Annotated in this window: 22 protein-coding genes; 5 read left to right on the top strand and 17 right to left on the bottom strand. The window is 70.0% G+C overall.

The genetic code is table 11. The features are described from left to right. Positions 1-11 precede the first annotated feature (11 nt). Positions 12-2,927 carry a TonB-dependent receptor plug domain-containing protein gene (locus PBN85_RS10940; RefSeq protein WP_271298982.1) on the bottom strand — a complete coding sequence of 972 codons (2,916 nt, stop codon included), beginning with the start codon at positions 2,925-2,927 and terminating at the stop codon, positions 12-14. A 224-nt stretch (positions 2,928-3,151) separates the two neighbouring features. Between PBN85_RS10940 and PBN85_RS10935 the strand changes: the two genes are divergently transcribed. From PBN85_RS10935 to PBN85_RS10925, 3 genes are read left to right on the top strand one after another with little or no spacing between them, the layout of a single operon-like run. After that, positions 3,152-4,375: an extracellular solute-binding protein gene (locus PBN85_RS10935; RefSeq protein ID WP_051583381.1), complete on the top strand. Its 1,224-nt coding sequence runs from the start codon at positions 3,152-3,154 to the stop codon at positions 4,373-4,375. Beyond that, the gene (locus PBN85_RS10930) at positions 4,372-5,253 is read left to right on the top strand and encodes a carbohydrate ABC transporter permease (RefSeq protein ID WP_037533729.1); all 882 of its coding nucleotides are present in this window, start codon (positions 4,372-4,374) and stop codon (positions 5,251-5,253) included. The genes PBN85_RS10935 and PBN85_RS10930 overlap by 4 nt, the downstream gene beginning before the upstream one ends. Beyond that, positions 5,244-6,095 carry a carbohydrate ABC transporter permease gene (locus PBN85_RS10925; protein ID WP_271298981.1) on the top strand — a complete coding sequence of 284 codons (852 nt, stop codon included), beginning with the start codon at positions 5,244-5,246 and terminating at the stop codon, positions 6,093-6,095. Before PBN85_RS10930 ends, PBN85_RS10925 begins: the two co-directional genes overlap by 10 nt. On the opposite strand, the gene PBN85_RS10920 is transcribed toward PBN85_RS10925, so the two are convergent. From PBN85_RS10920 to PBN85_RS10895, 6 genes are all read right to left on the bottom strand, one after another. After that, entirely contained in the window at positions 6,056-7,165 is a 1,110-nt protein-coding gene (locus tag PBN85_RS10920; protein ID WP_271298980.1) for an ABC transporter ATP-binding protein, read from the bottom strand. The genes PBN85_RS10925 and PBN85_RS10920 overlap by 40 nt on opposite strands. Before the next feature lie 70 nt (positions 7,166-7,235). Beyond that, the gene (locus PBN85_RS10915) at positions 7,236-8,510 is read right to left on the bottom strand and encodes an ABC transporter ATP-binding protein (RefSeq protein ID WP_271298979.1); all 1,275 of its coding nucleotides are present in this window, start codon (positions 8,508-8,510) and stop codon (positions 7,236-7,238) included. A gap of 14 nt (positions 8,511-8,524) precedes the next feature. Beyond that, the gene (locus tag PBN85_RS10910) at positions 8,525-10,174 is read right to left on the bottom strand and encodes an ABC transporter permease (RefSeq protein ID WP_271300882.1); all 1,650 of its coding nucleotides are present in this window, start codon (positions 10,172-10,174) and stop codon (positions 8,525-8,527) included. A gap of 421 nt (positions 10,175-10,595) precedes the next feature. Beyond that, positions 10,596-11,747, bottom strand: a complete 1,152-nt coding sequence (locus PBN85_RS10905) for a glycosyltransferase family 4 protein (protein WP_271298978.1) — start codon at positions 11,745-11,747, stop codon at positions 10,596-10,598. A 75-nt stretch (positions 11,748-11,822) separates the two neighbouring features. Further along, positions 11,823-12,968: an FMN-dependent L-lactate dehydrogenase LldD gene (lldD, locus tag PBN85_RS10900; protein WP_271298977.1), complete on the bottom strand. Its 1,146-nt coding sequence runs from the start codon at positions 12,966-12,968 to the stop codon at positions 11,823-11,825. 39 nt (positions 12,969-13,007) lie between these two features. Then, positions 13,008-13,517 (bottom strand): TspO/MBR family protein, encoded by a 510-nt coding sequence (locus tag PBN85_RS10895; RefSeq protein ID WP_271298976.1) that lies wholly within the window; start codon positions 13,515-13,517, stop codon positions 13,008-13,010. A gap of 117 nt (positions 13,518-13,634) precedes the next feature. Between PBN85_RS10895 and PBN85_RS10890 the strand changes: the two genes are divergently transcribed. Further along, a complete protein-coding gene (locus PBN85_RS10890; protein ID WP_271298975.1) occupies positions 13,635-13,898 on the top strand; it encodes a hypothetical protein in 264 nt (87 codons plus the stop codon). 119 nt (positions 13,899-14,017) lie between these two features. Here PBN85_RS10890 and PBN85_RS10885 read toward each other — a convergent pair whose 3' ends face one another. Both PBN85_RS10885 and PBN85_RS10880 read right to left on the bottom strand, forming a co-directional pair. Next, complete coding sequence (locus PBN85_RS10885; RefSeq protein WP_271298974.1) at positions 14,018-14,518, bottom strand: metallophosphoesterase family protein; 501 nt, start codon at positions 14,516-14,518, stop codon at positions 14,018-14,020. Then, the gene (locus PBN85_RS10880) at positions 14,518-14,937 is read right to left on the bottom strand and encodes a winged helix-turn-helix transcriptional regulator (RefSeq protein WP_271298973.1); all 420 of its coding nucleotides are present in this window, start codon (positions 14,935-14,937) and stop codon (positions 14,518-14,520) included. The genes PBN85_RS10885 and PBN85_RS10880 overlap by 1 nt, the downstream gene beginning before the upstream one ends. 52 nt (positions 14,938-14,989) lie before the next feature. Between PBN85_RS10880 and PBN85_RS10875 the strand changes: the two genes are divergently transcribed. Continuing rightward, complete coding sequence (locus PBN85_RS10875; protein ID WP_037533734.1) at positions 14,990-15,598, top strand: NAD(P)-dependent oxidoreductase; 609 nt, start codon at positions 14,990-14,992, stop codon at positions 15,596-15,598. Here PBN85_RS10875 and PBN85_RS10870 read toward each other — a convergent pair. The 8 genes from PBN85_RS10870 to PBN85_RS10835 form a co-directional block, all read right to left on the bottom strand. Further along, a complete protein-coding gene (locus tag PBN85_RS10870; RefSeq protein WP_271298972.1) occupies positions 15,592-16,788 on the bottom strand; it encodes a histidine-type phosphatase in 1,197 nt (398 codons plus the stop codon). The two genes, PBN85_RS10875 and PBN85_RS10870, sit on opposite strands and share 7 nt — an antisense overlap. A gap of 41 nt (positions 16,789-16,829) precedes the next feature. Then, positions 16,830-18,494: a hypothetical protein gene (locus PBN85_RS10865; RefSeq protein WP_271298971.1), complete on the bottom strand. Its 1,665-nt coding sequence runs from the start codon at positions 18,492-18,494 to the stop codon at positions 16,830-16,832. A gap of 9 nt (positions 18,495-18,503) precedes the next feature. Beyond that, entirely contained in the window at positions 18,504-19,580 is a 1,077-nt protein-coding gene (locus PBN85_RS10860; protein WP_037533737.1) for a protein-glutamate methylesterase/protein-glutamine glutaminase, read from the bottom strand. Between the two features lies 1 nt (position 19,581). Then, entirely contained in the window at positions 19,582-20,433 is an 852-nt protein-coding gene (locus PBN85_RS10855) for a CheR family methyltransferase (protein ID WP_271298970.1), read from the bottom strand. Beyond that, positions 20,430-20,963, bottom strand: coding sequence for a chemotaxis protein CheW (locus PBN85_RS10850; protein ID WP_271298969.1), 534 nt, complete (start codon positions 20,961-20,963; stop codon positions 20,430-20,432). The genes PBN85_RS10855 and PBN85_RS10850 overlap by 4 nt, the downstream gene beginning before the upstream one ends. Then, entirely contained in the window at positions 20,960-22,759 is a 1,800-nt protein-coding gene (locus PBN85_RS10845) for a methyl-accepting chemotaxis protein (protein WP_271298968.1), read from the bottom strand. Before PBN85_RS10845 ends, PBN85_RS10850 begins: the two co-directional genes overlap by 4 nt. A 97-nt stretch (positions 22,760-22,856) precedes the next feature. Then, the gene (locus tag PBN85_RS10840) at positions 22,857-24,785 is read right to left on the bottom strand and encodes a methyl-accepting chemotaxis protein (protein WP_271298967.1); all 1,929 of its coding nucleotides are present in this window, start codon (positions 24,783-24,785) and stop codon (positions 22,857-22,859) included. Positions 24,786-24,826: 41 nt separating this feature from the next. Next, the gene (locus PBN85_RS10835; protein ID WP_037535407.1) at positions 24,827-25,297 is read right to left on the bottom strand and encodes a chemotaxis protein CheW; all 471 of its coding nucleotides are present in this window, start codon (positions 25,295-25,297) and stop codon (positions 24,827-24,829) included.

Raw genomic sequence — 25,297 nt, 5'->3', positions numbered from 1 at the left:
GCCGATCCGCGTCAGCGGCCGCCGAACCGGACCTTGGCGCCGGCGTAGAAATAGCGGCCGACCGGCGAGATCGGCACGTTGGTCTCGAAGCCGATATCGGGCTTCTGGTCGGTGACATTGTTGACGCCGCCGTAGAAGGCGAAATCGCGCCCGACCTCGACCTGCCCCTGGATATCGTGCTGCCACAGCGCCGCATGGCGGAAGTAGCGCGGATCGACATAGGTCGGATTGCCGTCGGTCTCGAAGCGGGTGAAGCGGCGGACGGCGTCCTGCCAGCGCAGATTGTAGCTCAGGGTGAACGCGCCGTTGATCCAGGTCGGCGACAGCGTCGCATTCCACCGCGGGCGGAAGGGCTGGTCGACATTGTCCTCCGCCTGCGCGCCCGGCGTGGCGATCTGTTCGAGCTTATGAAGATAGCCGCCGACCAGGCGCAGGTCGAAGGTGCCGGCGCTCGCCATGGTGACGCGATAGGCGATGTTGAGCTCGGCGCCCGAGGTGCGGAACGCCGAGACGTTCTGCGGGCTGATCGTATAGCCGTTGATGAAGCCCGTGCCGGTCTGCCGGCTGATCTGGCCACAGAAGGCGTTGTCGAGCGACGGCTGGTCGACGCAGAGCGCGGCGATGCTGTTGGCGGCGCCGCCGTCCGGGTTGTTGATCGCATCGCGCAGGCGGATGTCGTACCAGTCGACGCCGATCGACAGATTGGGGATGAAATCGGGGCGGAGCACGATGCCCGCGGTCCATGTCCGCGCGATCTCCGCCTTCAGATTGGCGTTGCCCGAGACCGTGCCGGGGATGAAGATCGTCGCATTGGGATTGTTCTGCGCGGTGAAGGTCGCCGAATTGCCGCCCAGACCGTTGATCAGCGCGGCGCAATTGGCGGCACGGCTGCTGCTGCCGGCATTGCGGTTGCCGATATAGCAGGGATCGGAGAAGAAGGCGCTCGACCCGGTTGCCGGGCGGAACAGCTCGCCGATATTGGGCGCGCGGACCGATTGGCCGTAGGAGCCGCGGAAGCTGATCGCGCGGATCGGCGCCCAGATGCCGTTGAACTGATAGGCGCGCGTCGAGCCGACCGTCGAATAGTCCGAATAGCGCCCTGCCGCCCCGACCGACAGCAGGTGAAAGAACGGCTTGTCCTTGATCAGCGGCGCGTTGAGCTCGCCGAACGCCTCCCACACGTCGAATTTGCCCGACGACGGCGTCGGGATGATATATTCGTCGTATTGATAATAGAGATTGTCGACCAGCGATTGCGACGGCGTGAAGCGGCTCGTCTCGCGCCGGTATTCGCCCCCGACGGCGAAGGCGACCGGCCCGCCGGGCAGTTCGAACAACTGGCCGAAGTCGCCGGTGACCGAGGCGTTGGCGACCTGCTGGGTGATCCGCGCGTCGCTGACCGGATTGTCGAGATAATAGGCGTAGGACGCCGGATCGACGGTGGTGCCGCCGAAGGTGTTGACCGGCACGCAGCCCGCCGCCTGCGCCGCGGCCGAGCGGCAGACGATCGTGTTGTTCGGCCCGCGCACCGCGTCGAGCGCTTCAAGGAAGCGGCTGTTGAGCCTGTCGTTGAGCTTGGTCGCGCGGACGTCGGTCTGACCATAAGTGTACGACACGTCGTAGCTGCTATGATCGTTGATCCGGCCGGTGACCGCGACGACACCGCGATAGGTCCGGCGCCGGTCGGTCTCGCCGCGGCGCGGGATGTCGAAATTGTTGCGGTTGACGTCGACCGAGGTCAGCCCCGCCGCCTGTGCCGCGGCAAGGATGCTCGCCGGGATATAGGGGTTGTCGAGCGCGATCGTCGCCGGATAATTGCCGCCATAGCCGCTGAAGCTGGTGATCGTCGACTGGACGAACTTGCCCTCCAGGCTGATCTTGAACGCGTCGGAGGCATCGTAATGCGCCAGCGCGTTCACCGCATGGCGGCGGGTGCGGGGATAGATGTCGCCGATATAGCCGGCGACCGGAGTGTCGTCGCCGCCGATGCTATAACCGTCGTTCTGCAAATACCGGCCCGGCGTGTAGACCGCGCCGTCGCCCCGGAACGTCTGGTCGCCGATGTAGACGATACCCTGGTTCGAGCTGTACGGATAGCGAAGGTCGCCGAGCGGCGCCTTCTGGTAGCTGCCCGCGACCCCCGGTGTATAATTGTCGACATTGACGAAATAGCGGCGCTGACCGGCGGCGAGATAGCTGCGGCTGTCGTTGGCGAGCGGTTGGTCGGCGTTATATTCGTAGGCGAGGGTGACGTTGGCGCGACCGTCGGCGAAGTTGCGCCCGGCGACGATCGAGGCGAAGCGGTTGGCGGCGTCGCCGCGCTGCGAGATGCCGAATTGCGAACGCGCGGTGATGCCGTCGAAATCGCGCTTCATCACGAAATTGACGACGCCCGACACGCCATCGGCACCATAGACGGCGGAGGCGGCGCCGGTGAGCACGTCGACGCGGTCGATCAGGTCGGTCGGGATCGCGTTGATGTCGACCGCGGCGGTGTCCGGCTGACCGGCGACATGCCGGCGGCCGTTGACCAGCACCAGCGTCCGGTTGGGGCCGAGCCCGCGCAGGTCGAGCAGGTTGAGGCCGACCTGTCCGAAGCTGCCGTCCGCCTGATTGCTGCCGGCGGTACGCGTGTTGTCGAGCGAGTTGGTGAGCGCCGGAACCCGCTGGAGGAAGGTGGTGACGTTGGTATTGCCCGATTGCTGCAGATCGGCGGCGCCGAACGAGACGATCGGATTGGGCGCGGCGTAATCGGGCCGCTGGATGCGTGACCCGGTGACGACGATATCCGCCGCCGGGGCGTCTGCCTCCGCCGGGGTCGCCTGTGCGGGTTCGGCAGCGGGAGCGACCTGCTGCGCCTGGGCGAGCGGGGCGACGAGTATGGCCACGCCGGACAGCAGCCAGCGGCTGCGATGGAAACGCGACATACTCTTCTCCCTGTGTGCCGGCTCGGGCCCCCGCCGGCGTCTCGTCACCTATGTTGTACGGCCATGTTACAGGCCGACACAATCGGACATGCCGCCGCTAGTAGAAAAAACAGTCATGATCCTAGCGCTTTACCCGCTTGTACGGGTGGTGCGGCGGCGATGGATGCGCCATCGTCGCGGGGATGGGAGCGGGGATCAGCGAGGGCGGGTGGACGCGCAGGGCGATGCTTTCGGCGGTTCCGGTGATCGGCCTCGCCGGCTGTCAGGCCCGCGCCGACCACCGGCCGCTGTCCTTATGGGCGATGAGTTACGAAGGCGATTATTCGCCGCTGCTGATCCCCGCCTTCACCGCCGCGACCGGGCTCGATGTCGAGGTCCAGTCGCTGCCGACCACGGCGAGCCATGAAAAGCTGCTCACCGCCTTCGCCGGCGGCGCGCTCCCCGACGTGCTGATGCTGTTCAACAGCTGGGTGCATGAATTCGCGACGATCGGTGCGATCGCGCCGGTGACGCGGCCGGCGCTGCTCGCGCAGATGGTGCCGGGTATCCTCGCGTCGACACGCGTCGCCGGGCGCGACTTTGCAGTGCCCTGGTCGGTCGCGCCGCAGGTGCAATTCTACCGCCGCGACATCCTCGCCGCGGCGGGATGGGACGCGGCGCCGAGCGACTGGGCGGGCTGGCGGGCGATGGCCAAAGCGGTCAAGCGCCGGCGGCCCGACGACTACGTCTTCCTGATGCTGCTCAACTGGCCGACCGCGCTGATCACCATGCTGGTGCAGGCGGGCGCGACGATGCTGCGCGACCGCGATACGCGCGGCGCCTTCCAGACGCCGGAGGCGCGCGCAGCCTTCGCTTATTATGTCTCGCTCTACACCGACGGCTATGCGCCGATGGCCTTGTCCACCGAGATACAGGACCCGGTCGCCGCCTTTGCCGCCGGCTATTGCGCGGTCTGGCCGAGCGGGCCGACGACGCTGGTCGATTTCACCCGCCGTGCCGATATCCTGCCGCGCGAGCGTTGGTCGACCGCGCGCCTGCCGGCCCCCGACGGCCCCGGCGCGGTGTCGGGCCTCGCCTCCAGCCTGTGCGTCTCGACGCAGACGCGCCGGCCGGATGCGGCCTGGGCGCTGGTCCGCCACCTCACCTCGATCCCGAGCGAGCTGCGGTATCAGCGGCTGATCGGCAACCTGCCGGCGCGGATCGACGCCTACCAGTCGCCACAACTCGCGACGGCGGTGCTGCGACCCTTTGCCGAACAGATGCACCAGCCCGCAACGCTGCCGCCGGTGATCGAATGGGAGCGTATCCAGATCGAGATCCAATATGCCGCCGAACGCATCGTCCGCGGCGTGCAGACGATGGACGCCGCGCTCGCCGCGCTCGACGACCGGGTCGACCGGCTGCTCGCCAAGCGCCGCGCGCTGCTCGATGCCGGGGCGATCGCATGACGCGGCAGGAGCGGGCCGCCTGGCTGTTCACCGCGCCGGTGCTGGCGATCATCGCGCTCGTCTTCGTGCTGCCGACCAGCTTGGCGCTGGCCCTGTCGGTGACCGATTATTCGATCTACGCGCTCGCCGACTGGTCGAACCTGCGCTTCGTCGGGCTGGGCAATTTCACCGAATTGCTCTCGACGCCTTTGTTCTGGCGCGCGCTGGGCAATACAATGCTGTTCGCCGGGATCGGCGTGCCGATGGCGATCGGCACCTCGTTGTTCACCGCCCTGCTGCTCGACGACGTCACGGTGCGGTGGAAACCATTGTGGCGCGTGCTGCTGTTCGCACCCTATGTCACCAGCGTCGTCGCCACCGCGGTGGTCTGGCGCATCCTGTTCAACGAGCGCTTCGGGCTGATCAACCGCGCGCTCGGCGCGATCGGCATCGCGCCCGTCGACTGGCTCGGCGATCCGCATCTGTCGATCCCGGCGATCCTGATCTTCGTGACGTGGAAGATCTTCGGCTACAATATGATCGTCTTCACCGCGGCGCTGTCGGCGGTGCCGGGCGAGCTGATCGAGGCGGCGCGGCTCGACGGGGCAGGGCGGTGGGGGCGGTTCCGCCACGTCACGCTGCCGGCGATCGGGCCGACATTGCTGCTCGCCACGGTGATGAGCGTCGCCGGTTTCCTGCAGATCTTCGCCGAACCCTATGTGATGACGCAGGGCGGCCCGGCGCAGAGCACGACGACGGTGCTGTATTTCATGTTCGACGAGGGCTTCAAATGGTGGAACCTCGGCCAGGCGAGCGCGGTCGCCTTCATCCTGTTCCTGATGATCCTTGCGGTGACATTGGTGCAGACGCGGATCGGCAGGCGCTACGAATGGCTGTGAGACGCCTGCGCCCGCTGCTGTCGACCGCGCTCGTCGCGGGGATCACCGCGCTGACGATCGCGCCCCTGCTCTACATGGTCGTCGTCTCGTTCATGCCGCGCGGCGAGTCGACGACGCTGCCGACGCCGCTGTGGCCGTCGCACTGGTCGGGCGAGAATTATTACGAGCTGCTGGTACGGCGGTCGATCGACGGCGCGTGGTTCGATTACCGCATCGTGCCCGCGCTGGTGAACAGCCTCGCCATCGCCGCGATCGCCACCGCGCTGGGGCTGCTGCTCACCGTCCCGGCGGGCTATGCCTTCGCCAAGCTGCGCTTCCGCGGGCGGGCGCGGCTACTCCAGATCCTGATCGCCTCGCTGATCGTGCCAGGGCAGGTGGCGATGCTGCCGCTGTTCCTGATCTTCAAGGAGTTGGGGCTGGTCAACAGCTATGCCGGCGTCATCCTGCCGAGCCTCGCCGGGATATTCGCGATCCTGTTCGTCCGCCAGGCGACGCTCGCCATTCCGGACGAGATGATCGACGCGGCGCGGATCGACGGCGCGGGCGAGGTGCGGATCTTCGTCAGCATCGTGTTGCCGCTGCTCACCCCGATCGTGGTGACGCTGGCGCTGTTCCTGTTCCTCGGCAGCTGGAACGACTTCCTCTGGCCGCTGATCGTGCTCGCCGACCAGCATCTCTATACGCTGCCGGTGGCGATCGCGGCGATCGGGCGCGAACATGCCGCGGACGGCGAGCTGATGATGGCGGCGGCGGTGGTGACGACGATGCCGGTGCTGCTGCTCTTCCTCGCGCTGCAGCGTTATTACCTGACCGGGCTGCTCGGCGGCAGCATCAAGGGATAGGCGCGGCCGTCGCCGTCGAACAGGTGCGTGTCGACCGGCGCGACGGTGAATCGCAGCGTCTCGCCGAGTGCGACGGCGCGGTCGCCGGGCAGTTGCGCGACGATCGTGCCGACCGCGCCCTGCGCGCCGAGATGCGCGAAGGATAACGGCCCGAGCCGCTCGAACAGCTCGACCGCCCCGGCGAACGGGCCGTCGGCCGCGGCGACGAGATGCTCCGGGCGGACCCCGAGCGTCGCCGTCGCGCCGGTCGCGGCGGCGGGGACCTGCGCATCGGTCTGCACCACGCCGCCATCGGGCAGGCGGATCCGCGCGCCCGCGTCGCTGGCCTCGACGATCGTCACCGGCAGCAGGTTCATGCCCGGCGAGCCGATCGCCGCGGCGACCGCGAGGCTGGCGGGCCGGCGGTAGACGTCGATCGGCGCGCCGACCTGCTCGACCCGGCCTGCGCTCATCACGACGATGCGGTTGGCGAGCGTCATCGCCTCGAGCTGGTCGTGGGTGACGTAGATCATCGTCGCGCCGAGCTGCTGGTGGAGCCGGGCGAATTCGTGCCGCATCCGCGCGCGCAGCGCGGTGTCGAGGTTGGAGAGCGGCTCGTCGAGCAGCAGCACGCGCGGCCTGCGGACGATCGCGCGCGCGATCGAGACGCGCTGCCGCTGGCCGCCGGACAGCGCGCGCGGCTTGCGATCGAGCAGCGCGACGAGGTCGAGCATCTCGGCGACCGCGGCGACGCGCGTCGCGATCTCCGCCTTGGCGACGCCCGCGACCTTGAGCGGGAAGCCGATATTCTGCGCGACGGTCATCTGCGGGTATAGCGCATAGGATTGGAACACCATCGCGACGCCGCGGTCGGACGGCGCGGCATCGGTGACGTCGCGGCCGCCGATCGCGATCCGCCCGGCGCTCGGCTGTTCGAGACCTGCAATCATCCGCAGCAGCGTCGACTTGCCGCAGCCCGATGGTCCGACGAGGACGAGAAACTCGCCCTGTTCGACGTGCAGGTCGGTGGGGTGAAGCGCGACCGACTGGTCGAACCTTTTGGTCAGTCCGGCGATGTCGACCGTGCCCATGTCCTCTCCCTCACGCGCTCGCGTGGCGGGGGACTAAACCTATGTCAAACCTTAGTTATGCCGCGACCGGTCAGGCCGGGTCCTCGAGCGAGAACTGATCCTCGTCATCGTCGAAGGCGAACAATTCGGCATAGCGGCCCCATTCGATCACCGCGCGCAAGGTGGTCGCGGCGAAGTCCGGCGACATATGATCCTCCAGTTCGTCGCGGAAGCGCCGCGCCGGGGCCTGATGCGAGCGGCGCTCGTCGAGCACCTTGCGGATATGGCTGGCGAGGCGGACGTGCTGCTCCAGCGTGCGGCGGAAATTGGCCTTGCGCTGATCGACACCCTGCTGCGCGAAGGCCGCACCGCGCTCGGTCAGCACGGCATCGCCGTCATCGACGTCGAGGAAGTGGAGCATCTGCAACGTCTCGATGATCGGGAACAGCTCGTCGATCTCGAGCTGCAACGTGTCGGCGAGCGTCGACAGCGGCGCGCGGCCCGAGAAGGGCGGCGCCTCGACCTCTTCGATCAACCCGGCGAGGCTGTTGACCGACACCTCGGGCAGCGGCCGGTCGAGGCCATGATCGACCGGCAGCGCCGGCGCCGCAGCGCGCTGCGTCATCCGCGCATAGATCTGCTCGACGAGATCGCGGAAGCGCGGATCGAGCCGGTCGCGCGGCTGCGGCAGGTCGACCCGGAACTCCGCCGCGATCCGGCCGGGGTTGGAAGAGAGGACGAGGATACGGTCGCACATCAGCACCGCTTCCTCGATATTGTGCGTGACGATCAGGATCGAGGCGATGCCGAGCTGCCCTTCGCCCCACAATTCGATCAGGTCGCTGCGCAGCGTTTCGGCGGTGAGCACGTCGAGCGCGGAAAAGGGTTCGTCCATCAGCAACAGCGACGGCTCGACCACCAGCGCGCGGGCGAGGCCGACGCGCTGGCGCATGCCGCCCGACAGTTCCTTGGGAAATGCATTCTCGAAGCCGTCGAGGCCGATCAGGTCGATCGCGGCGATCGCGCGGCGGCGGCGTTCGTCGGCGGGGACGTGCTGCGCCTCCAGCCCGAGCTCGACGTTCTGCAGCACGGTCAGCCAGGGCATCAGCGCGAAGGACTGGAAGACCATCGCGACCGAGCGCGGCTTGCCCGCGGCGTCGGGAACGAAGCGCAGCTCGCCGCGGCTGGGCTCGACCAGCCCGGCGATCGAGCGGAGCAGCGTCGACTTGCCCGAACCTGAGCGGCCGAGCAGGCCGACCACCTCGCCCTCGCGCACCTCGAGCGCGACATCGTCGAGGATCGGCGCGCCACCCTCGGCGCCGCCATAGCTGTGACCGAGTCCGGAGATGGTGACGACGGGATTCATGCGCAGGGGCTCCTTCACGACAGGCGCAGCCGGCGTTCGGCGATACGGTAGAGCGGTCGGAACAGCAGGCGGTTGATTGCGATGACGAACACCGACATCACCATGATGCCGAGGAGGACGCGCGCACCGTCCCCCGCCGCGGTCGCATCGGCGATATAGCTGCCGAGGCCGCGCGCGCGGAGGTGGGTGTCGCCCCACGATACCGCCTCGGCGACGATGCTGGCGTTCCACGATCCGCCCGACGCGGTGAGCGCGCCGGTGATGTAATAGGGGAAGATGCCCGGCAGGATCAGCCGCCGCCACCAGAGCAGCCCGCGCACCCCGAACATCCGGTGCGCCTCGAGCAGGTCGTTGGGGATCGCGCTCGCGCCGGCGATGACGTTGAACAGGATGTACCATTGCGTGCCGAGCACCATCAGCGGCGACAGCCAGACGTCGGGATCGGCATGCCAGCGGACGATCGCCACCACCGCGATCGGGAAGAGCACGTTGGCGGGGAAGGCGGCGAGGAATTGCGCGATCGGCTGGACGCGCGCGGTCCAGCGCGGGCGCAGGCCGATCCAGACGCCGATCGGCACCCAGATCAGGCTGGCGATGGCGATCAGCACGACGACGCGCAGCAGCGTCAGCAGACCCGATCCGAAGGCGGTCCAGGCGTCGGCGAGCGTCAGCGTCGTGCCGAGGAAGCGCACCGCATAGACGGCGGCGGCGGATGCCGCGATCAGCACCAGCCCCGTCCATAGCCGCAGCCCGAGCGGACGCGCCGCGGCGCTGGTGGTGAAGCGACGATGCTGGACCATCAGCCGCGGCGCCGGCTCGGCGAGCGCGACGAGCGCGGCGACGCCGCGGAACGGCGCGGTCAGCGGGGGGAGCAGCCGCGCGCGGCGGAACAGGTCGAACACCCAGGATCGCGGCGGATCGCCGCTTGCGGTCTGTTCGACGCGGAAGCGGTCCGCCCAGGCGATCACCGGGCGGAAAACGAGCTGATCGTAGAGCAGGATGACGATCGCCATCGCCGCCACCGCCAGCGCCACCGCGCCGAGATCGCGCCGGTCGATCGCCACCGCGAGCCACGAGCCGATGCCGGGCAGCATCACCTGCGTACGGCCGACGCTGATCGCCTCCGACGCGACGACGAAGAACCAGCCGCCCGACATCGACATCATCGCATTCCAGACGAGGCCGGGCGCGGCGAAGGGCCATTCGATGCGCAGCAGCTTGCGCAGCGGCGACAGGCCGAAGCCGCGCGCCACTTCCTCCAGGTCGCCCGGCACCTGGCGCAGCGACTGGTAGAGGCTGAACGCCATGTTCCACGCCTGGCTGGTGAAGATCGCGAAGATCGCCGCGCACTCCACGCCGATGCGGCTGCCGGGGAAGAGCCCCATGAAGGCGGTGACGGTGAAGGTCATGAAGCCGAGCACCGGTACCGATTGCAGGATGTCGAGCGCGGGGATGATGACCAGCTCGGCACGGCGGCTCTTGGCGGCAGCGGTGGCGGCGACGAGCGTGAAGACGAACGAGGCGGCGAGCGCGGCGAACAGCCGCAGCGTGGTCAGCAGCGCGTAGCGCGGCAGCGCGGCGGCATCGAGCGTGATGGGTTCGACGCGCAGCCGGCTGAGCGGCTCGACCGCGTCGCGTACGCCCGATACCGTTCCGACCGCCACCGCCGCGAGGATCGCGAAGACCGCAAGATCGGACCAGCCGAGTGTCGCTCCCAGCCGCCGCGGGCTGAAGCCGAGGAAACCGATGCGATGGAGCGCGCGTGCCTCAGGCCCGGCCACGGCCGCACCCGATCGGCAGCGCCCCGGCGGGGGCGTCGGTTGACGAAACGCGCGCAGCCGCGCGAGCGAAAGCGAGTGTCATGCGACCTCCAAGGCGGTTCGGGCCCGGTGGATCGCTGGCGGTCAGCGTGTCGCTGGCGCGTGCGCCCCGTCAGGCCCGGGGAAGACGATCGGATGCAGAGACGCCGCAGCGTCTACTGTCTCCGTCGCCGGTGGTGGGGCTGGATCGGGGCATTGTCGTCCTGTGTCCGCCGGGCGATCCGCTCGCCCGGCTGTCGCGCCCATACACCCGGGCCGAAATGGATCAAGCTGGAATATGGACGTCGGCGACCGGCATCGGCACGGCGACGCCGAGGTCGGCCAGCGCGAGATCGAGATAGCGCCGCGCCGCCTCGCGCCACCGGAATCGCGCGGCGCGGGCGCGGCCTGCGGCGGACAGCGCGGCGCGCGCCTCCGGGTCGGCGAGCAGGCGGCGGATCGCGGCGCGCCACGCCGCCGCATCGAGCGCGGGGACGAGCATCGCGCCGTCCGCGCACACCTCCGGCATCGCGCCGGCGTGCGAGGCGATCGTCGGGCAGCCGAGTGCCATCGCCTCGAGCGGCGGCAGGCCGAAGCCTTCGGTGGTCGAGGGGAACAGGAACAGCGCGGCGTGGCGCATCAGGGCGGCGAGGTCGGCATCGTCGACGCGGCCGGTGAAGCGGACGCCGTCCGGGACGCGCAGCCCGCGCTCGCTCAGCGTTCCGCGATCGGGACCGCCGAACAGCACCAGCCGGCCGGCGAGATCCGCGTCGGGCGCGACCGCGTCGAAGATCGTCTGTACGTTCTTATGCGCATGGAAGCTCGAATTGGTCAGCACATAGCCGCCGGGCATCAGGCCGAAGCGCGTCAGCACCGCGTCCGACACCGGCTGGGTCAGGACGTGATCGATGCCGTTCGGCACCACCTCGATATCCGCGCGGTCGCAGACAGCATAGCGGACGAGCTGCTCGCGCGAGAAGTGCGAGACGGTGACGAGCCGCTGATAGTGCCGCGCGACATAGGGGGTGATCATCCCGTACAGCACCTTGCTGCGCAGCCCGTGCGAGGCGGGGCTCGACCGGAATTGCGCATCGTGGACGACGACGCAGCCGCTGCGGCGCACGACCGGCGCGGTATTGGTGAAGTTGATGCAATAGCGGCCGCGCAGCGCGCGCGGCAGGTCGAGCTGTTCCCACAGCAGGCCGGTATGACGGCCGACCTCCGCGACCGCGATCCTTTGAAGCGTGATCCGTTCTGCCCCGCCGGGCGGCGCGAGCAAGGTGACGGTGACGCCGCGATACTCCGGCGCAGCGAGCAGCGTATCGATCGCGCCCGTCACCTCGCGCGCGACGCGCGGCATGCCCTCCAGCGTCGCGAGCAGGAATTTGCCGTTGATGACGATCTCGGCGGCGGTACGCCGGATGGGATCGTAGAACATGCCGCAGGCCCTCGCCAATGATCGTAGCGGCGTTCCTGTAGCGGCGGCGGCGTTAAGATTACGCTTCGGTCCCCATCACGTAGCGACGAGGGCGCTGGCGTCGAGCCGATCGATCGCGGTGCGACCGGTCAGCGCCATCGCAACGCGCATCTCGGCCTCGACCAGTTGCAGCATCTGCGTGACCGCCGCCTCGCCCCCGGCGGCGAGCGCATAGACCCAGGCGCGGCCGAGCAGCACGCCATGCGCGCCCAGCGCCAGCATCCGCACCACGTCGAGCCCCGATCGCACGCCGCCGTCGGCGAGCACGGTCAGGCGGTCGCGCACCCGCGCCGCGATCGCCGGCAGCGCCGCCGCGGTCGAGGGGACGCCGTCGAGCTGGCGGCCGCCATGGTTGGAGACGACGATGCCGTCGGCGCCGAGGCTGGCCGCCGCCTCGGCATCCTCGACGTCGAGGATGCCCTTGATGATCAGCGGCCCGGTCCAGCTCTCACGGATGAACTCGAGATCGCGCCAGCTTACCGTCGGATCGAAATTGTCGCGCATCCAGGCGAAGAAATCCTCCAGCCCGGTGTTCTTGCCGAGCACCGGCGCGACGTTGCCGAGCTGATGCGGTCGGCCGCGCACGCCGACGTCATAGGCCCAGCCGGGCCGGCGCATCGCCTGCCACGTCCGCCGCGCCGCGCCGCGCAGCCCCGCCGCCCCCGCGAGACCGGACCGGTAATCGCGATAGCGCGATCCGGGCACCGGCATATCGACGGTGAAGACGAGCGCGCTGCACCCCGCGTCGCGCGCCTGCGCCATCAGCTCGCGCATGAAGCCGCGGTCGCGGATCATGTAGAGCTGGAACCAGAAGGGCGCGTCGGCCGCGGCGGCGACCTCCGGGATCGGGCAGGCGGAGACGGTCGACAGGCAGAAGGGGATGCCGGCCTTGTGCGCCGCGCGCGCCGCCTGCACCTCACCCCGCCGCGCGTTGAGCCCGGCAAGGCCGATCGGGGCGAGCGCGAGCGGCAGCCGCTGAGTCGTGCCGAACAGGCGGGTCGAGAGATCGAGTGAGGAGACGTCGGTCAGCACCCGCTGGCGCAGCGCAATCGCTTCAAGATCTTCGATATTCCGGCGTAGCGTCACCTCCGCATAGGAACCGCCGTCGATATATTCGAACAGGAAATGGGGCAGGCGGCGGCGGGCAATCTCGCGGAAATCGAGCGTAGAGGCGGCTTTCATGCCGCGCGTTATGCCAGAGCACCGCCGCCGCGGCGAGCATCAACCGTCGTTCGCCTCGCGGATCCGCTCGCTGAGTACGGTCGCGAAGCCGAGCCAGGCGACCAGCGGCACCGCCGTCGCTGCGGCGGGGCGATCGATCTTCGCCGCGGTGGCGGCGAATCCTGCGCTGGTCACCAGCATCGCCCCGGCGGCGGCGGTGCTGCCGGCGAGCGCGTGGCGGCGGAAGAAGATCTCCGTCCATCCGCCGATCATCGCGCTGGTGCCGAGCCACAGCGCCACCGCCCCGGTGCGTGTGGGGCCGGCGGGCTGACGCAGGACTCGATAGCCGCCGATCGCCATGCCGGTCTCGAGCACCGGCCAGACCGCGCCGAATACCGCATCGGGCGGCGTGAAGCCGGGCTTGTCGAGCCGGCGATACCAGCGCCGGATCGCAGGATGGTCGCCGGCGGGCGCATTGCGGCGGCCGAGCCAGGCACTGGCGCCGAGCACGCCGGCGACGATCCCCAGAGCGGCGAGGCGCGGCAAGGCGGGGCGGGGGGCGTCGGTCATGGCGGATCCTCGTGGCGCGGCGCGGCAGGCACCGTCCTCGACAGAGCGTCGGGGCGGCGGCGAGGTTCCGGCACGAGGATGCTTGCCCGGCGCGCAGCGGTCGCTACCAGCGCGGCGATGGACCTCGACGATCAGATCCGCCATTATTTCGGCAGCGACACGCTCGATGCCGTGCCGCCGCCGGCGCTCGCCGCCGGAATCGAGCGGATGACGGTCGACCTCTGGCTGGAGCGCGACCGCGCCCGCCGGTTCGCATTGTGGACACTGCTTTACATGTTCGACGCGGCGCCGCCGCTCGATGAGGTCTTCGCCGAGGCGGCGGATCGCGACGCGGCGCGAAACTGGATGGACCTGTCGGCGCGGCTGCTCCCGGAGGACTGAGCCTCAGCTGCGGGTGAGGGCGACGCCGAGCGCCACCATCCCCGCCATCGCGACGGCGAGGCAGACGATCGCCAGCAGGATGATGCGGCGCACGGCGGCGGCGTTGCGGTCGTCGGGCATCAGGGCGTCTCCTTGGCGGGGCTCAGCAGCTCGGCGAGCGTGACGGGGGCGAAGCCGCGCGGATCGACGCCGACATCGAACTGGCGCGGCATGGGCTTGAGGCGGCCATGGCTGTGGCCGTGCAGGTTGAGCGCACCACGATGCTGGCCGTTCCAGCTGCGGAAGGGATAATGGCAGAGGACGAGTGACTGGCCGTCGAGCGTCAGTTCGGCATAGTCGCCGACGCTCGCCCAGCCGGCGGCGGCGCGCGTCGCGTCGGGATCGTTGTTGCCGGCGAGCAGATGCTTGGTGCCGTTGAGTTGGGCGAGTAATGCGGCGACATCACCGGCGCGGCGCGCGACGTCGCCGAGATGCCAGACGGTGTCGTCGGGGGCGACGCGGGCGTTCCAGCGTGCGATCAGGCCTGCGTCCATCGCCGCGGTATCGGCGAAGGGGCGGCGCTGGATGTTGATCGTACGGTGATCGCCGAAATGGGTGTCGGCGGTGAAGAAGACGGCCATCAGCCGCCAACGCGCGCATCGTAACGGCGTTGCGCCGCCTGCACCTCGGGCATGCGCGTTTCCGCCCAATCGATCATCAGCCGCAGCGCCGCGCGCAGATCGCTGCCGAGCGGGGTGGCGCGATAGCGGACGGTGACCGGCACCGTCGCCTCGGCATGACGCGTCACCAGCCCGTCGCGTTCGAGTGCCCGCAGCGTCTGGCTCAGCATCTTCTGCGAGATGCCGCCGATCCGCTGCTTGAGCTGGCCGAAGCGCAGCTCGCCATCGCCGAGCAGCAGCAGGATGAGCACGCTCCATTTGTCGCCGATCCGGTCGAGCAGCCGGCGCGTCGGACAATCGGCGGCATAGGCGTCGCCGCGCAGGACAGCCGAGGTTACCTGCGGGATACCAAATATGGTCGAAGTGCCGTCTTGCGTCATCGGTCACCCATAGCGACGTTGGTCACCAACGGAAACCATGAGGTGAGTCGACATGACGGTGACGGTGCTGGGGGCGAGCGGGCGCGCAGGCGCGGCGATCACGCGGGAGCTTGCGGCGCGGGGGCATCGCGTGCGCGGTGTCGCGCGCAGGCCGGAGGCGATCCCGGTCGCCGACGGGGTGGCGCCGGTGGCGGGCGATGCGCAGGATGCCGGGGCGCTCGCCGAGCTGGTGCGCGGCAGCGACGCGGTGATCAGCGCCCTGCATTTCGACGTGACCGCGGACACCTTGCTCGCCGCCTTGCGCAAGGCGGGGGTGCAGCGCCTGCTCGTCACCGGCGGGGCGGCGAGCCTGGAGGTCGCGACGGGCCAGCGGCTGTTCGATACGCCCGACTTTCCGCCCGAATGGAAGCCGATCGCCGCCGGCGGCATCGCCTTCCTCGAATCATTGCGGCAGGAGCGCGCGATCGACTGGACCTTCCTGTCGCCACCCGCATGGATCGAAGAGGGGCCGCGCACCGGCTCCTATCGCACCGGCGGCGATCGCCTGCTTACCGATGCGCAGGGGCAAAGCCGGATCAGCTTCGCCGATTATGCCATCGCGATGGTCGATGAATATGAACGGCCGCAGCACAGCCGCAGCCGCTTCACCGTCGCTTATTGAGCGGCGCGCAGCGGCGCGAGGCGGCCGCGCAGCATCGTCGCGAAGCGGGCGAGGTCGCACCTGTCGGGCGCGCAGCCGGGGATGGCGAGCGGCGTCACATCGACCGCCGGCGACAGCGCGCGCAATGTGTCGGGGGATTGCGTGCGATAGCTCGCCCGGACGAACCGGCGGCCGCTTGCCGGATCGAGCACGCGTTCGAGCCAGATCGCGCCACCGGGGGCGACATCACCTTCGGCATAGCCCGGCGCGCGCAGCGGCACATGGAGCACGGCTGCGAGAGCGGTGACGTTGGTATCGTGGCCGACGAGCACCGTCACCGCCGGCGCCTCGGCGTCGGTCAGCGCGGCGAGCAGGGCGCGACCGAGCGCCGCGCTCTGGTGCGCCGCCATATAGGGGGGGCGGGTGAAGACGTCGAACAAGGCGGCGTGCAGCGCGCCGACGCGTTGCAGCGCGGCGGCATCGACCGGTGGCCAGCCGGGCAGCGCCAGCCCCTCGGCATATTGCAGCAGCAACACCTGCGCGGTACCCGAGGTGGTGCGGATCGGCCCGGTCAGGTCGATGCCGCGTCCGTCCGCCGAGGGCGTGACGCGGGACGGCAGCATCGGGCTGCATCCCTGCGGGTCACCGCAGCCGAGCAGCCGGTCGAGCGCGGCGATGTCCGCGGCATGGCGGCGGGCAAGCGCATCGACGCCGCCGGTGTAACGCCGGATATCGGCGACGGCCGCGGCGGCGTCGAAGCGGGTGACGCCGGCGCGCAGCGGCTCGAACAGCGGATCGGCCCGATCGGCGGTAAGGTGCTCGACCGGAAGCGGACAGCCGGGCGCGAGACCGCGCGCGAACGCCTCGCCGCTTGCTATCGTCCGCTCGGCGGTGTTGCTGTGGATGCGGATCGCCCCCGCCGCCGGACAGCCGTCACTCGGCAACAGGCCGTCGGCGAGCAGCACCGCACGATCCGCCGCGGCGAGCAGCGTCAGCGCCTGCGCACCGTGCGGGGTGAGATGCTCCGCCGGCACCGGCCAGTGCGGCCAGGGCGCGGCGGTGCGCGTACCGGCGGGTGCCTCGCCGTCGATCGGCGCACGCACCCCGTGGCGGACCAGCATCACCACCCGCTCGACCCGCAACGCCGGTCTGGCGGCGAGCGGTGCGGGGATCAGCAGCAGGGCGGCGGCCAGCAGGCGGGGCAGGGTCATGGCACGCGCCTATCGCGGCTGTAAGTCAGCCCGGTGACAGATCAGAACAGCCCGTCCTCGTCATGGGCGGGGTGGCCGATCAGCGCCATGCCCGGCAGCAGGAAGTCGACGTGAATGTCGCGCTCGCTCGCCATCGTATAGAGATCGGCGATCGCCGGCAGCAGCGTCCGCAACGCGCCTTCGTCCGCCGGGGCGGGGACGGGCGCCGCCTCCGCCCGTTCGCTGAGCAGCGCCTGCACCTGCGTGATCGGTCCGCCGAGTGCGAATTCGCGGCCCAGCTCCGCCGCGCTCGTCTCGAGCAGCGCGACCAGCCGGCGCGCATCCTCGCTGCCGTCGCGGACCAGCCGCTCGGTCCGCGTCACCGCGGTGCGGATCGTGGTCAGCGCGCGGCCGAGCCGCGCGCCGCCGTCGATGCCGCCACCCTCGTCGCCGAGCAGGCGCTGCGCGGTGCCGAGTTCGCCGATCGTCCGGCCGACTTCGGTCGCGGTCGTGCCAAGTCCCGACGCCGACAGCTCGACCTCCTGCGCCACCACCGCGACGGCGCGACCGATGTCGCTATGCTGCCGGCACAGCAGCCGGGTATTGGTGGCGATCTCCTGCACGTCGGTGCGGATCGCGCCGAGCCCGTCGAGACGCGCGGTCAGATCGCTGACGGTCGCCGCGATCAGCCGGCCCATCTCCTCCGCCTGCCGCTGCGCCGCCCTGAGCGGGACGATGATCCGATCGGCGTCGCTGACGCTGCGGTCGAGCCGGATGAGCGTTCCGCGATCCACTTCCCCCGCCCGATCGGCGAGGAGCGCGCCGAGCGCGGCGACGTCGGGGAGCAGACCCTGGAGATTGCCGATCAGCGCGCCGGTCTCGCGCTCGAAGTCCTGGACGATCTGGGCGAGCTGCGCGGCGAGCAGCCGCTCGACATGCGCGCGCGCCGCGGGCGGGTAGGCGCGGGCATCGAGCAGCTCGAGCGCGGCGACGACATGGTCGAGCCGCTGGCGGGTGCGATCGCCGATCTGCATCGCGTGCAGCAGCCGCGCGACCTTCGCCTGGATCGCCCGCGCGATCGCGCCGACGCGCACGGCGATCTGCGCGCTGCCCGAACGATGCTCGCCGAGCGCGCGGGCGTCGGCGAGCAGCCGCTGCGGCAGCGCCGGCACCGCATGGGCGCAATCGCCGGCGAGCCGCCGGTCGGCCTGCTGCACGCCGACGACCGCCGCATCGAGCGCGTTGAGCGCGCGGATCACCTCGATCAGCAGCGCCTCGCCCGCGGCGATCTTGTCCTCCATCCCCTCGACGAAGCTGACGAACTGCGCCTCGCCCGCGGCGGCGATCTTGATGTTCATGCCGTATGCGCGGAGCATGCGCAGCGAGCGGTGCATGTCGAGCACGTGCGCGCGAAGCAGCGCGGCGATGTCGGTGATCGTCGCGATCCGCCGGCCGCGTGCCGTCAGCGCGGCGGGCAGCGCGGTGATCGCCGCGGCGACCTCGGCAAGATCGTCGGTGGCGGCGTCGGCGTCGCGCGCATCGAGCGCGGACACGATCGCGTCGAGCCCGCCGACGATCTGCTCGCTCAATTCGATCGCCGCCGCCAGCGCGTCGCCGGCGCGGACGAAGCGCGCGTCGAGCTCGGCGGCGATCTGCGTCAGCGCGTAGCGGATCGGCGGGGGCGGGGGGCTGGCGACGACCAGCTCGCGCGTGCCTGGCGACATCATCGGCTCCTCCTAGCGGGTGGCGGCGAGCAACAGCTCCGCCGCAATCGATTCGAGCGGGACGACACGGTCGGCGGCGCCGCGCGCGATCGCCTCCTTGGGCATGCCGAAGACGATCGAGGTCGCCTCGTCCTGCGCGATCGTGCGGGCGCCCGCTTCCTTCATCTCGAGCAGGCCGCGCGCGCCGTCGTCGCCCATGCCGGTCATGATCACGCCGACCGCATTCGCCCCCGCACTGCGCGCCGCCGACCGGAACAGCACGTCGACCGACGGCCGGTGCCGCGACACCAGCGGGCCGTTGCGGACGGAGACGACATAGCGCGCGCCCTGGCGGTTGAGCATCGTATGGTTGAGCCCGCCGGGCGCGATCAGCACGCGGCCGCGCAGCACCGAATCGCCGTCCTCGGCCTCCTTGACGTCGACCTCGCACATACTGTCGAGTCGTTTGGCGAAGGCGCGGGTGAAGCTTTCGGGCATATGCTGGACGACGACCATGCCGGGCGAGTCGGCGGGCAAGGCGGTGAGCACCTCGCGCAGCGCCTCCGTCCCCCCGGTCGAGGCGCCGACACACACCACCATCTCGGTCGTGCGGCTCATCGCGCGGCCGCTCGGCGGCGGCAGCACCGCATCGGCGGTGAGCCGGCGCTGCGGCGTGCCGGTCGCCGCCGGTCGCCGGCCGAGGCGTGCGCGCGCCGCGCCCTTCACCGTCTCGCAGATCTGGGTATGCGCCTCGATCAGATGATCGGCGACGCCGACCCTCGGCTTGAGGATGACGTCGACCGCGCCCGCGTCGAGCGCCTGGAGCAACGTCTCCGATCCGTCCTCGATCAGCGAGGAGCACATCACCACCGGCGTCGGGCATTGCGCCATCAGCCGGCGCAGGAAGGTGATGCCGTCCATCCGCGGCATCTCGACGTCGAGCGTGATGACGTCGGGCACCTCCGCCTGGATGTAGCGCGCCGCGGCGAAGGGGTCGGCGGCGGCGGCGATCACCTCGATCCCCGGGTCGGCGGAGAGGATCTGCGTCATCGCCTGGCGCACGCTGGCGCTGTCGTCGATGATCAGCACGCGGACCGGTTTGGCGCCCATCTCAGCGCTTCCGGAAGATCGTATTGCCGACCAGTTCGAGCGGCAGGCCGAGATCGGCGAGCGATTCCGAATGGCCGAGGAACAGGTGGCCGCCCGGTTGCAACGTGTCGAGCAGCCGCCGCACCACCCGTTCCTGCGTCGGCCGGTCGAAATAGATCAGCACGTTGCGGCAGAAGATCATGTCCATTGGCACGCCGACCGGATAATGATCGTCCATCAGGTTGAGCCGGCCGAAGCTGATCGCCTGGCGCAGCGCCGGGACGATCCGGACCTCCTCGCGATCGGGGGCGGTCGCCTGCAGTACGTAGCGCTGGCGCAGCGCCGGCGGCACCGGGTCGACCGCGGCGCGCGGGAAGATGCCGCGCCGCGCGATCCCCAGCACCTCGGTATCGATGTCGGTGGCGAGGATGTCGAAGGCGGGGCCGCCGCGATCCTGCATATAGGCGTCGAGCAGCATCGCCAGCGTATAGGGTTCGGCCCCGGTCGAACATCCCGCGCTCCAGAGACGCAGCCGCGGGCGGCGTTCGGCGGCGAGCACCGGCAGCAGCGTCCGCGTCAGAAAGTCGAAATGGCCGGGCTCGCGGAAGAAGTCGGTCTTGTTGGTGGTGACCGCGTTGAGCAGATGCTCCGCCTCGACCGCAAGGCCGTCGTCGTCGAACAGCCAGGCGCAATAGTCGCCGAGCGTCGCATGGCCGGTGGCACGCAGCCGCCGGCGCAACCGTCCGCTCAGCATCGTCGTCTTGTTCGAGGGCATCTTGATGCCCGACATGTCGGTGACGAAGGCGGACAGGCGGGCGAAGTCGCGCGCCGACAGCACATCCTCGGCGATCGGCTGCGAGGCGAGATCGTTCACGTCGCCACCACGCTCGCGCCGGGGGCGGTCGATTGCGTCAGCACCGCCTCCATGCCGTCGAGCACGCCCCGCAGGTCGAGCAGTCCGACGAAGCCGCCCTCGCGCCGCAGCACGCTGACGACGTAGCGCGAATGCCAGGCGGTGCCGGTGTCGGGCACCGCCTCGATCGCCTCGGCCGCCCAGGTACTGACGTCGAGGACGCGATCGACGACGAGGCCGATGACCAGCGGCCGGTCGGCAGCGGTCACCGCCTCGACCACCAGCACGCGCGTCGCCACCGTCGGCGGCACGGTCGGCAGGCCGAGGCAGGTGCGGAAATCGACCAGCGGGACCGACAGGCCGCGCACGTCGCACAACCCGATCAGCCAGTCGGGCGCGTTGGGGACGCGAAAGGCATTGGTGTGATCGAGGATTTCGCGGACGACGGCGATCGGCAACGCGAACAGCTCTTCGCCGATGCCGAAGACGATCGTCTGGAGCGGCGCGGCGGAGGCGGAGGCGGAGGCGGGGGCGGGGGCGGGGGCGCTCATGCCGCGCGTCCGAAATCGGCATCCTCGGCATCCGCACCGCCGGCGCTGAGGTCGAGCGCATAGCCGCGCACCTGCGTCGGATCCGACGCATCGGGGCGGGCATGGGTCAGCCGGGCGGTACGCGTCGTCCGCGGCAGGGCGTCGCGCGATGTCCGCTCGGCGCGGGCCGCTCGCCGCGGCGCGACGGCGGCGGTGGCGCCGCGGGGCCCTTCGACGCGGAAGAAGCCGATATTCTGCTGCAGGTCACCCGCCTGATCGGCGAGCGTCGCGGCGGTGGCGCTGATCTGGTCGGAGGCGGAGGCATTCTGCTGCGTCACCGTATCGAGCTGCTGGATCGCCTGGTTGATCTGCCCGGCGCCGATATCCTGTTCGCGGCAGGCGGCGCTAATCTCGGCGACGAGTTCCGCGGTGCGCGAGATTTCGGGGACGAGCCGGACAAGCATCTCGCCCGCCTCCGTCGCCGCGCCGACCGTATCGGCGGCCATCGCGCTGATCTCGGTCGCGGCGCTCTGGCTGCGCTCGGCGAGCTTGCGCACCTCGGCGGCGACGACCGCAAAGCCCTTGCCGTGGTCGCCGGCGCGCGCCGCCTCGACCGCGGCATTGAGCGCGAGCAGGTCGGTCTGCCGGGCGATCTCCTGGACGATGCCGATCTTGCCGGCGATCGTCCGCATCGCGCCCGCGGCGCGCTGCACCGCCGCACCGCTGCGCTCCGCCTCCGCCGAGGACTGGCGGGCGATCTTCTCGGTCTGCATCGCGTTGTCGGCGTTCTGTTTGATATTGGCGGCCATCTGCTCCATCGAGGCGGAGGCCTGTTCGGCGGCGGCGGCCTGTTCGGTGGCACCCTGGCTGACCTGTTCCGAGGTCGAGGAGAGCTGCTGGCTGCCGGCGGCGACCTGATCGGCGGCGACGGTCGCGTTCTGCGCGACATCGCGCAGCCGCGCGGTCATCGTCATCAGCGCCTGACCCAAGCGGTCCTTGTCCGACAGCGGCCGATGATCGACGGTCAGGTCGCCGGCGGCGATCCGGTCGGCGAGCGTCGCGCTCTGGCGCAGCGACGCGACCATGCGGTTGACCGTGTCGACGAGGTCCTTGATCTCGTCGTTGCTGGTGACGACCACCTGCTGGTCGAGGTCGCCGATCGCCACCGCGTCGAGCGCGGTGCCGACCCGCTTCAAGCCGCGCGACACCGCGGTCGAGATCCATATCGCAGCGCCGCTGGACAGCAGCACCGCGATGAGGCCGACGCCGAGCAGCAGGTTGCGCGCGTCGGCATAGAGCACGTTGGTCGCCTCATCCGCGTCACGCATCGCCGCGCGTTGCCGTTCGACGATCGTCGCGACGTCGCGCACCAGCGCCTCGACCAGCTTCTTCTGCTCGATCTCGGTCAGCTCCGCGGCCTTGGCATTCTCGTTGTTGACGCCGAGCGTGCTGATCCGGTCGAACACCGGCTTCAGCGTCTGCCAATCCTGCGTGGTCTGCCGCCACAACGGCTTGTTCCTGTCGGGTGCGCGCGCTTCGCCGGCGGCGAGCAGAGCCTCGAACTCGCGCTGCCGGCGCGACGTGTCGGCGCTATAGTCGGCCATGATCCGCTGATCGGTGTTCAGCGCCAGCGCCTTCTGGTTCGACAGCATATAGCCGAGATCGGAATCCATCTGTCCGGCGGTATCGAGCTGTTTCGCCGGTCCGGCGACGATCGCGCTGATCGCGGTGTTGAGCGTGTTCGACCGGGATATGCCGAGGGTGACGACGACGAGCAGCAATATGGTAAGCAACGCAAAGGTGCCCGCCAGTTTCATTTTCAAAGTTGCACGCACGATATTGTTCCTTGTCTGTTCGGTGGCCGGTCGGCGGGTCATGTCGCGCGGAGGATCATCCCCGCGCGGGCGGCGGCGCTTATGCCGCGCGGCCGAAATCGGCGTCCTCGGCGTCGCCCGCGCCGTGGCTGAGGTCGAGCGGATAGCCGGAGCGCGACGGCAGCGGTGCCGGGATCGCCCGGGTCCGCGGCATCGGCGCCTTGCTGCCCTTGACCAGCTTGGCGGCGCGGCGCGGCGGCGCGGCGGGGGAGACGCGCGTCACCGTCGCCTCGCGGCGGCGGTCGTCGATCCGGAAGAAGGCGATGCTCGCCTGCAATTCCTCCGCCTGTTCGGTGAGCGAGCCCGATGTCGCGCTGATCTGTTCGGAGGCGGAGGCGTTCTGCTGCGTCACCGTGTCGAGCTGCTGGATCGCCTGGTTGATCTGCGTCGCGCCGACGTCCTGTTCGCGGCAGGCGGCGCTGATCTCGGCGACCAGTTCGGCGGTGCGGCGGATTTCGGGGACGAGGCGGGTCAGCATCTCGCCCGCTTCGGCGGAGGCATTGACGGTGTCGGACGACATCGTGCTGATCTCCGCCGCGGCGGCCTGGCTGCGCTCGGCGAGCTTGCGCACCTCCGCGGCGACGACGGCAAAGCCCTTGCCGTGGTCACCGGCGCGCGCCGCCTCGACCGCGGCGTTGAGCGCGAGCAGATCGGTCTGGCGGGCGATCTCCTGGACGATGCCGATCCGTTCGGCGATCGTCCGCATCGCGGTGACCGCGCGGTTGACCGCGACGCCGCTGCGCTCCGCCTCGGCGGAGGATTGACGGGCGATCTTCTCCGTCTGCAACGCATTGTCGGCGTTCTGTTTGATGTTGGCGGCCATCTGTTCCATCGATGCCGAGGCCTCCTCGGCGGCGGCGGCCTGTTCGGTCGCGCCCTGGCTGACCTGTTCGGAGGTCGAGGAAAGCTGCTGGCTGCCGGCGCCGACGCTGTTCGAGGCGGCGATCGCGTCGCTGACCACCGCGGTCAGCCGGTCGATCATCAGCACCAGCGCAAGGCCGAGCGTGTCGCGATCCGACAGCGGGCGATGCTCGACGGTCAGGTCGCCATTGGCGATCCGGTCGGCCAGCCCCGCGACGATGCCGAGATTGGTGGTCATCGTTGTCAGCAGCGTGCCGACCTCGCTGCTCAGCCCGCCATAGTCGCGCTCCAGCCGCTGCGACAGGTCGCCGAGCGATACCGCGCCGACCACCCGCGACACGTCGCGGAACGCCGCCTCGACCGCCTGCGCGCTGCCCATCATCCGGCCGACCTCGTCGCGGCGATCGCTGGCGAGGGGCGTCGCGAGCCGCCCGAGCATCTCGGCGACCCGTCCGACCGGGCGGGCGATCGTCACCGTCATGCCGATGCCGATCAGCACCACCGTCACCAGGGTGAGCCCGGTGCCGATCAGGATCGTCGTGACGATCGTCGCGAAGGCGGCGGCCTGCGTCTGCGACCGCTCCGCCATCAACCGATTCTCCTCGCCGATCACCGCGGCGATCTCGCTGCGCAGCGCGTCGAACACCTGCTTGCCGCTGCCGCTCGTCTCGATCGCACGCGCCTGCGCGACGCTGCGCGGATCCTGCATCAGCGCGATCGCCCGTTCGGCGACGCGGCTGCGCCAGTCGTCGACCAGCCCGCGGATCGTCTGCAACCGCTGCTGCTGGCGCGGATTGTCGGCGGTCAGCCGCTGCGCTTCCTGGACGGCGGCGTCGAGCGCGCTGGCGCCCTTGCGATAGGGATCGAGGAAGCGCGTGTCGCCCGACAGGAGATAGCCGCGATAGCCCGTTTCCTGATTGACCGCATTCTCCTGGATACGGTTCGCCGCGCCGATCACCGCGAAGGTGTGCTGGTTCATCTCGGTCGCCGCCCTGAGCGCGTTCGACTTGCTATAGATGACCGCATTCGCGCCGATCGCGCAGAGCAGCAGGACGGTGAAGCAGACGAACAGCTTCTGGGGTATCGACAGGTTGGTAAAGGCGTTCACGAGGCGGGTCCTCTCCGATACTTTGGTTTGGCGGGGCGGGATCAGGCGGCGGAAAAGATGAGGTCGAGATCGGGCAGCACGACGATGCCGCCGTCACGCTGGACGAGGCCGCGGACGTGCTCGCGGCGCCAGCGCAGCCCGACCGCGGGCGGTGGCTCGCAATCGGTCGCCGACAGCGTCGTCACCTCGTTGACGCGATCGGCGCGCAGCCCGACGAGTTCGCTCGTGTCGCCGATCTGCTGCGAGATCACGACGATGCGATTGTCGCGCCCGGTCGCCGCCGGCGGCATGTCGAACGGCTGGCGCAGGTCGACCAGCGGGATGACGCGGCCACGGAAGTTGATGACGTGGCCGACCAGGGGATCGGCACCCGGCACCACGGTTTCGGGCATCAGGTCGAGGATTTCCTGCACCTTGACCGCTTCGAGCCCGAAGGTCTCGCCGCCGACGTCGAACAGCAGCATCTCGAGGTCGCCATGGGCGGACCAGGGCAGGGAAGTCGTATCGGTCAT

It is taken from the genome of Sphingomonas sp. CV7422, from assembly GCF_027945725.1.
Lineage (GTDB): Bacteria > Pseudomonadota > Alphaproteobacteria > Sphingomonadales > Sphingomonadaceae > Sphingomonas > Sphingomonas kyungheensis.
The sequence above is the reverse complement of the archived record's forward strand: the minus strand, read 5'-3'. Positions and strand labels throughout refer to the sequence as shown.

Excerpts from the sequence above, each read along its gene's own strand:
- PBN85_RS10875 (WP_037533734.1), top strand. The coding sequence starts at position 14,990 with ATGACGGTGACGGTGCTGGGGGCGAGCGGGCGCGCAGGCGCGGCGATC.
- PBN85_RS10920 (WP_271298980.1), bottom strand. The coding sequence starts at position 7,165 with ATGGGCACGGTCGACATCGCCGGACTGACCAAAAGGTTCGACCAGTCG.
- PBN85_RS10845 (WP_271298968.1), bottom strand. The coding sequence starts at position 22,759 with ATGAAACTGGCGGGCACCTTTGCGTTGCTTACCATATTGCTGCTCGTC.
- PBN85_RS10890 (WP_271298975.1), top strand. The coding sequence starts at position 13,635 with ATGGACCTCGACGATCAGATCCGCCATTATTTCGGCAGCGACACGCTC.
- PBN85_RS10940 (WP_271298982.1), bottom strand. The coding sequence starts at position 2,927 with ATGTCGCGTTTCCATCGCAGCCGCTGGCTGCTGTCCGGCGTGGCCATA.
- PBN85_RS10850 (WP_271298969.1), bottom strand. The coding sequence starts at position 20,963 with ATGAGCGCCCCCGCCCCCGCCCCCGCCTCCGCCTCCGCCTCCGCCGCG.
- PBN85_RS10835 (WP_037535407.1), bottom strand. The coding sequence starts at position 25,297 with ATGACCGATACGACTTCCCTGCCCTGGTCCGCCCATGGCGACCTCGAG.
- PBN85_RS10885 (WP_271298974.1), bottom strand. The coding sequence starts at position 14,518 with ATGGCCGTCTTCTTCACCGCCGACACCCATTTCGGCGATCACCGTACG.
- PBN85_RS10880 (WP_271298973.1), bottom strand. The coding sequence starts at position 14,937 with ATGACGCAAGACGGCACTTCGACCATATTTGGTATCCCGCAGGTAACC.
- PBN85_RS10915 (WP_271298979.1), bottom strand. The coding sequence starts at position 8,510 with ATGAATCCCGTCGTCACCATCTCCGGACTCGGTCACAGCTATGGCGGC.
- PBN85_RS10865 (WP_271298971.1), bottom strand. The coding sequence starts at position 18,494 with ATGATGTCGCCAGGCACGCGCGAGCTGGTCGTCGCCAGCCCCCCGCCC.
- PBN85_RS10925 (WP_271298981.1), top strand. The coding sequence starts at position 5,244 with ATGGCTGTGAGACGCCTGCGCCCGCTGCTGTCGACCGCGCTCGTCGCG.
- PBN85_RS10870 (WP_271298972.1), bottom strand. The coding sequence starts at position 16,788 with ATGACCCTGCCCCGCCTGCTGGCCGCCGCCCTGCTGCTGATCCCCGCA.
- PBN85_RS10930 (WP_037533729.1), top strand. The coding sequence starts at position 4,372 with ATGACGCGGCAGGAGCGGGCCGCCTGGCTGTTCACCGCGCCGGTGCTG.
- PBN85_RS10905 (WP_271298978.1), bottom strand. The coding sequence starts at position 11,747 with ATGTTCTACGATCCCATCCGGCGTACCGCCGCCGAGATCGTCATCAAC.
- lldD (WP_271298977.1), bottom strand. The coding sequence starts at position 12,968 with ATGAAAGCCGCCTCTACGCTCGATTTCCGCGAGATTGCCCGCCGCCGC.
- PBN85_RS10860 (WP_037533737.1), bottom strand. The coding sequence starts at position 19,580 with ATGGGCGCCAAACCGGTCCGCGTGCTGATCATCGACGACAGCGCCAGC.
- PBN85_RS10935 (WP_051583381.1), top strand. The coding sequence starts at position 3,152 with ATGCTTTCGGCGGTTCCGGTGATCGGCCTCGCCGGCTGTCAGGCCCGC.
- PBN85_RS10895 (WP_271298976.1), bottom strand. The coding sequence starts at position 13,517 with ATGACCGACGCCCCCCGCCCCGCCTTGCCGCGCCTCGCCGCTCTGGGG.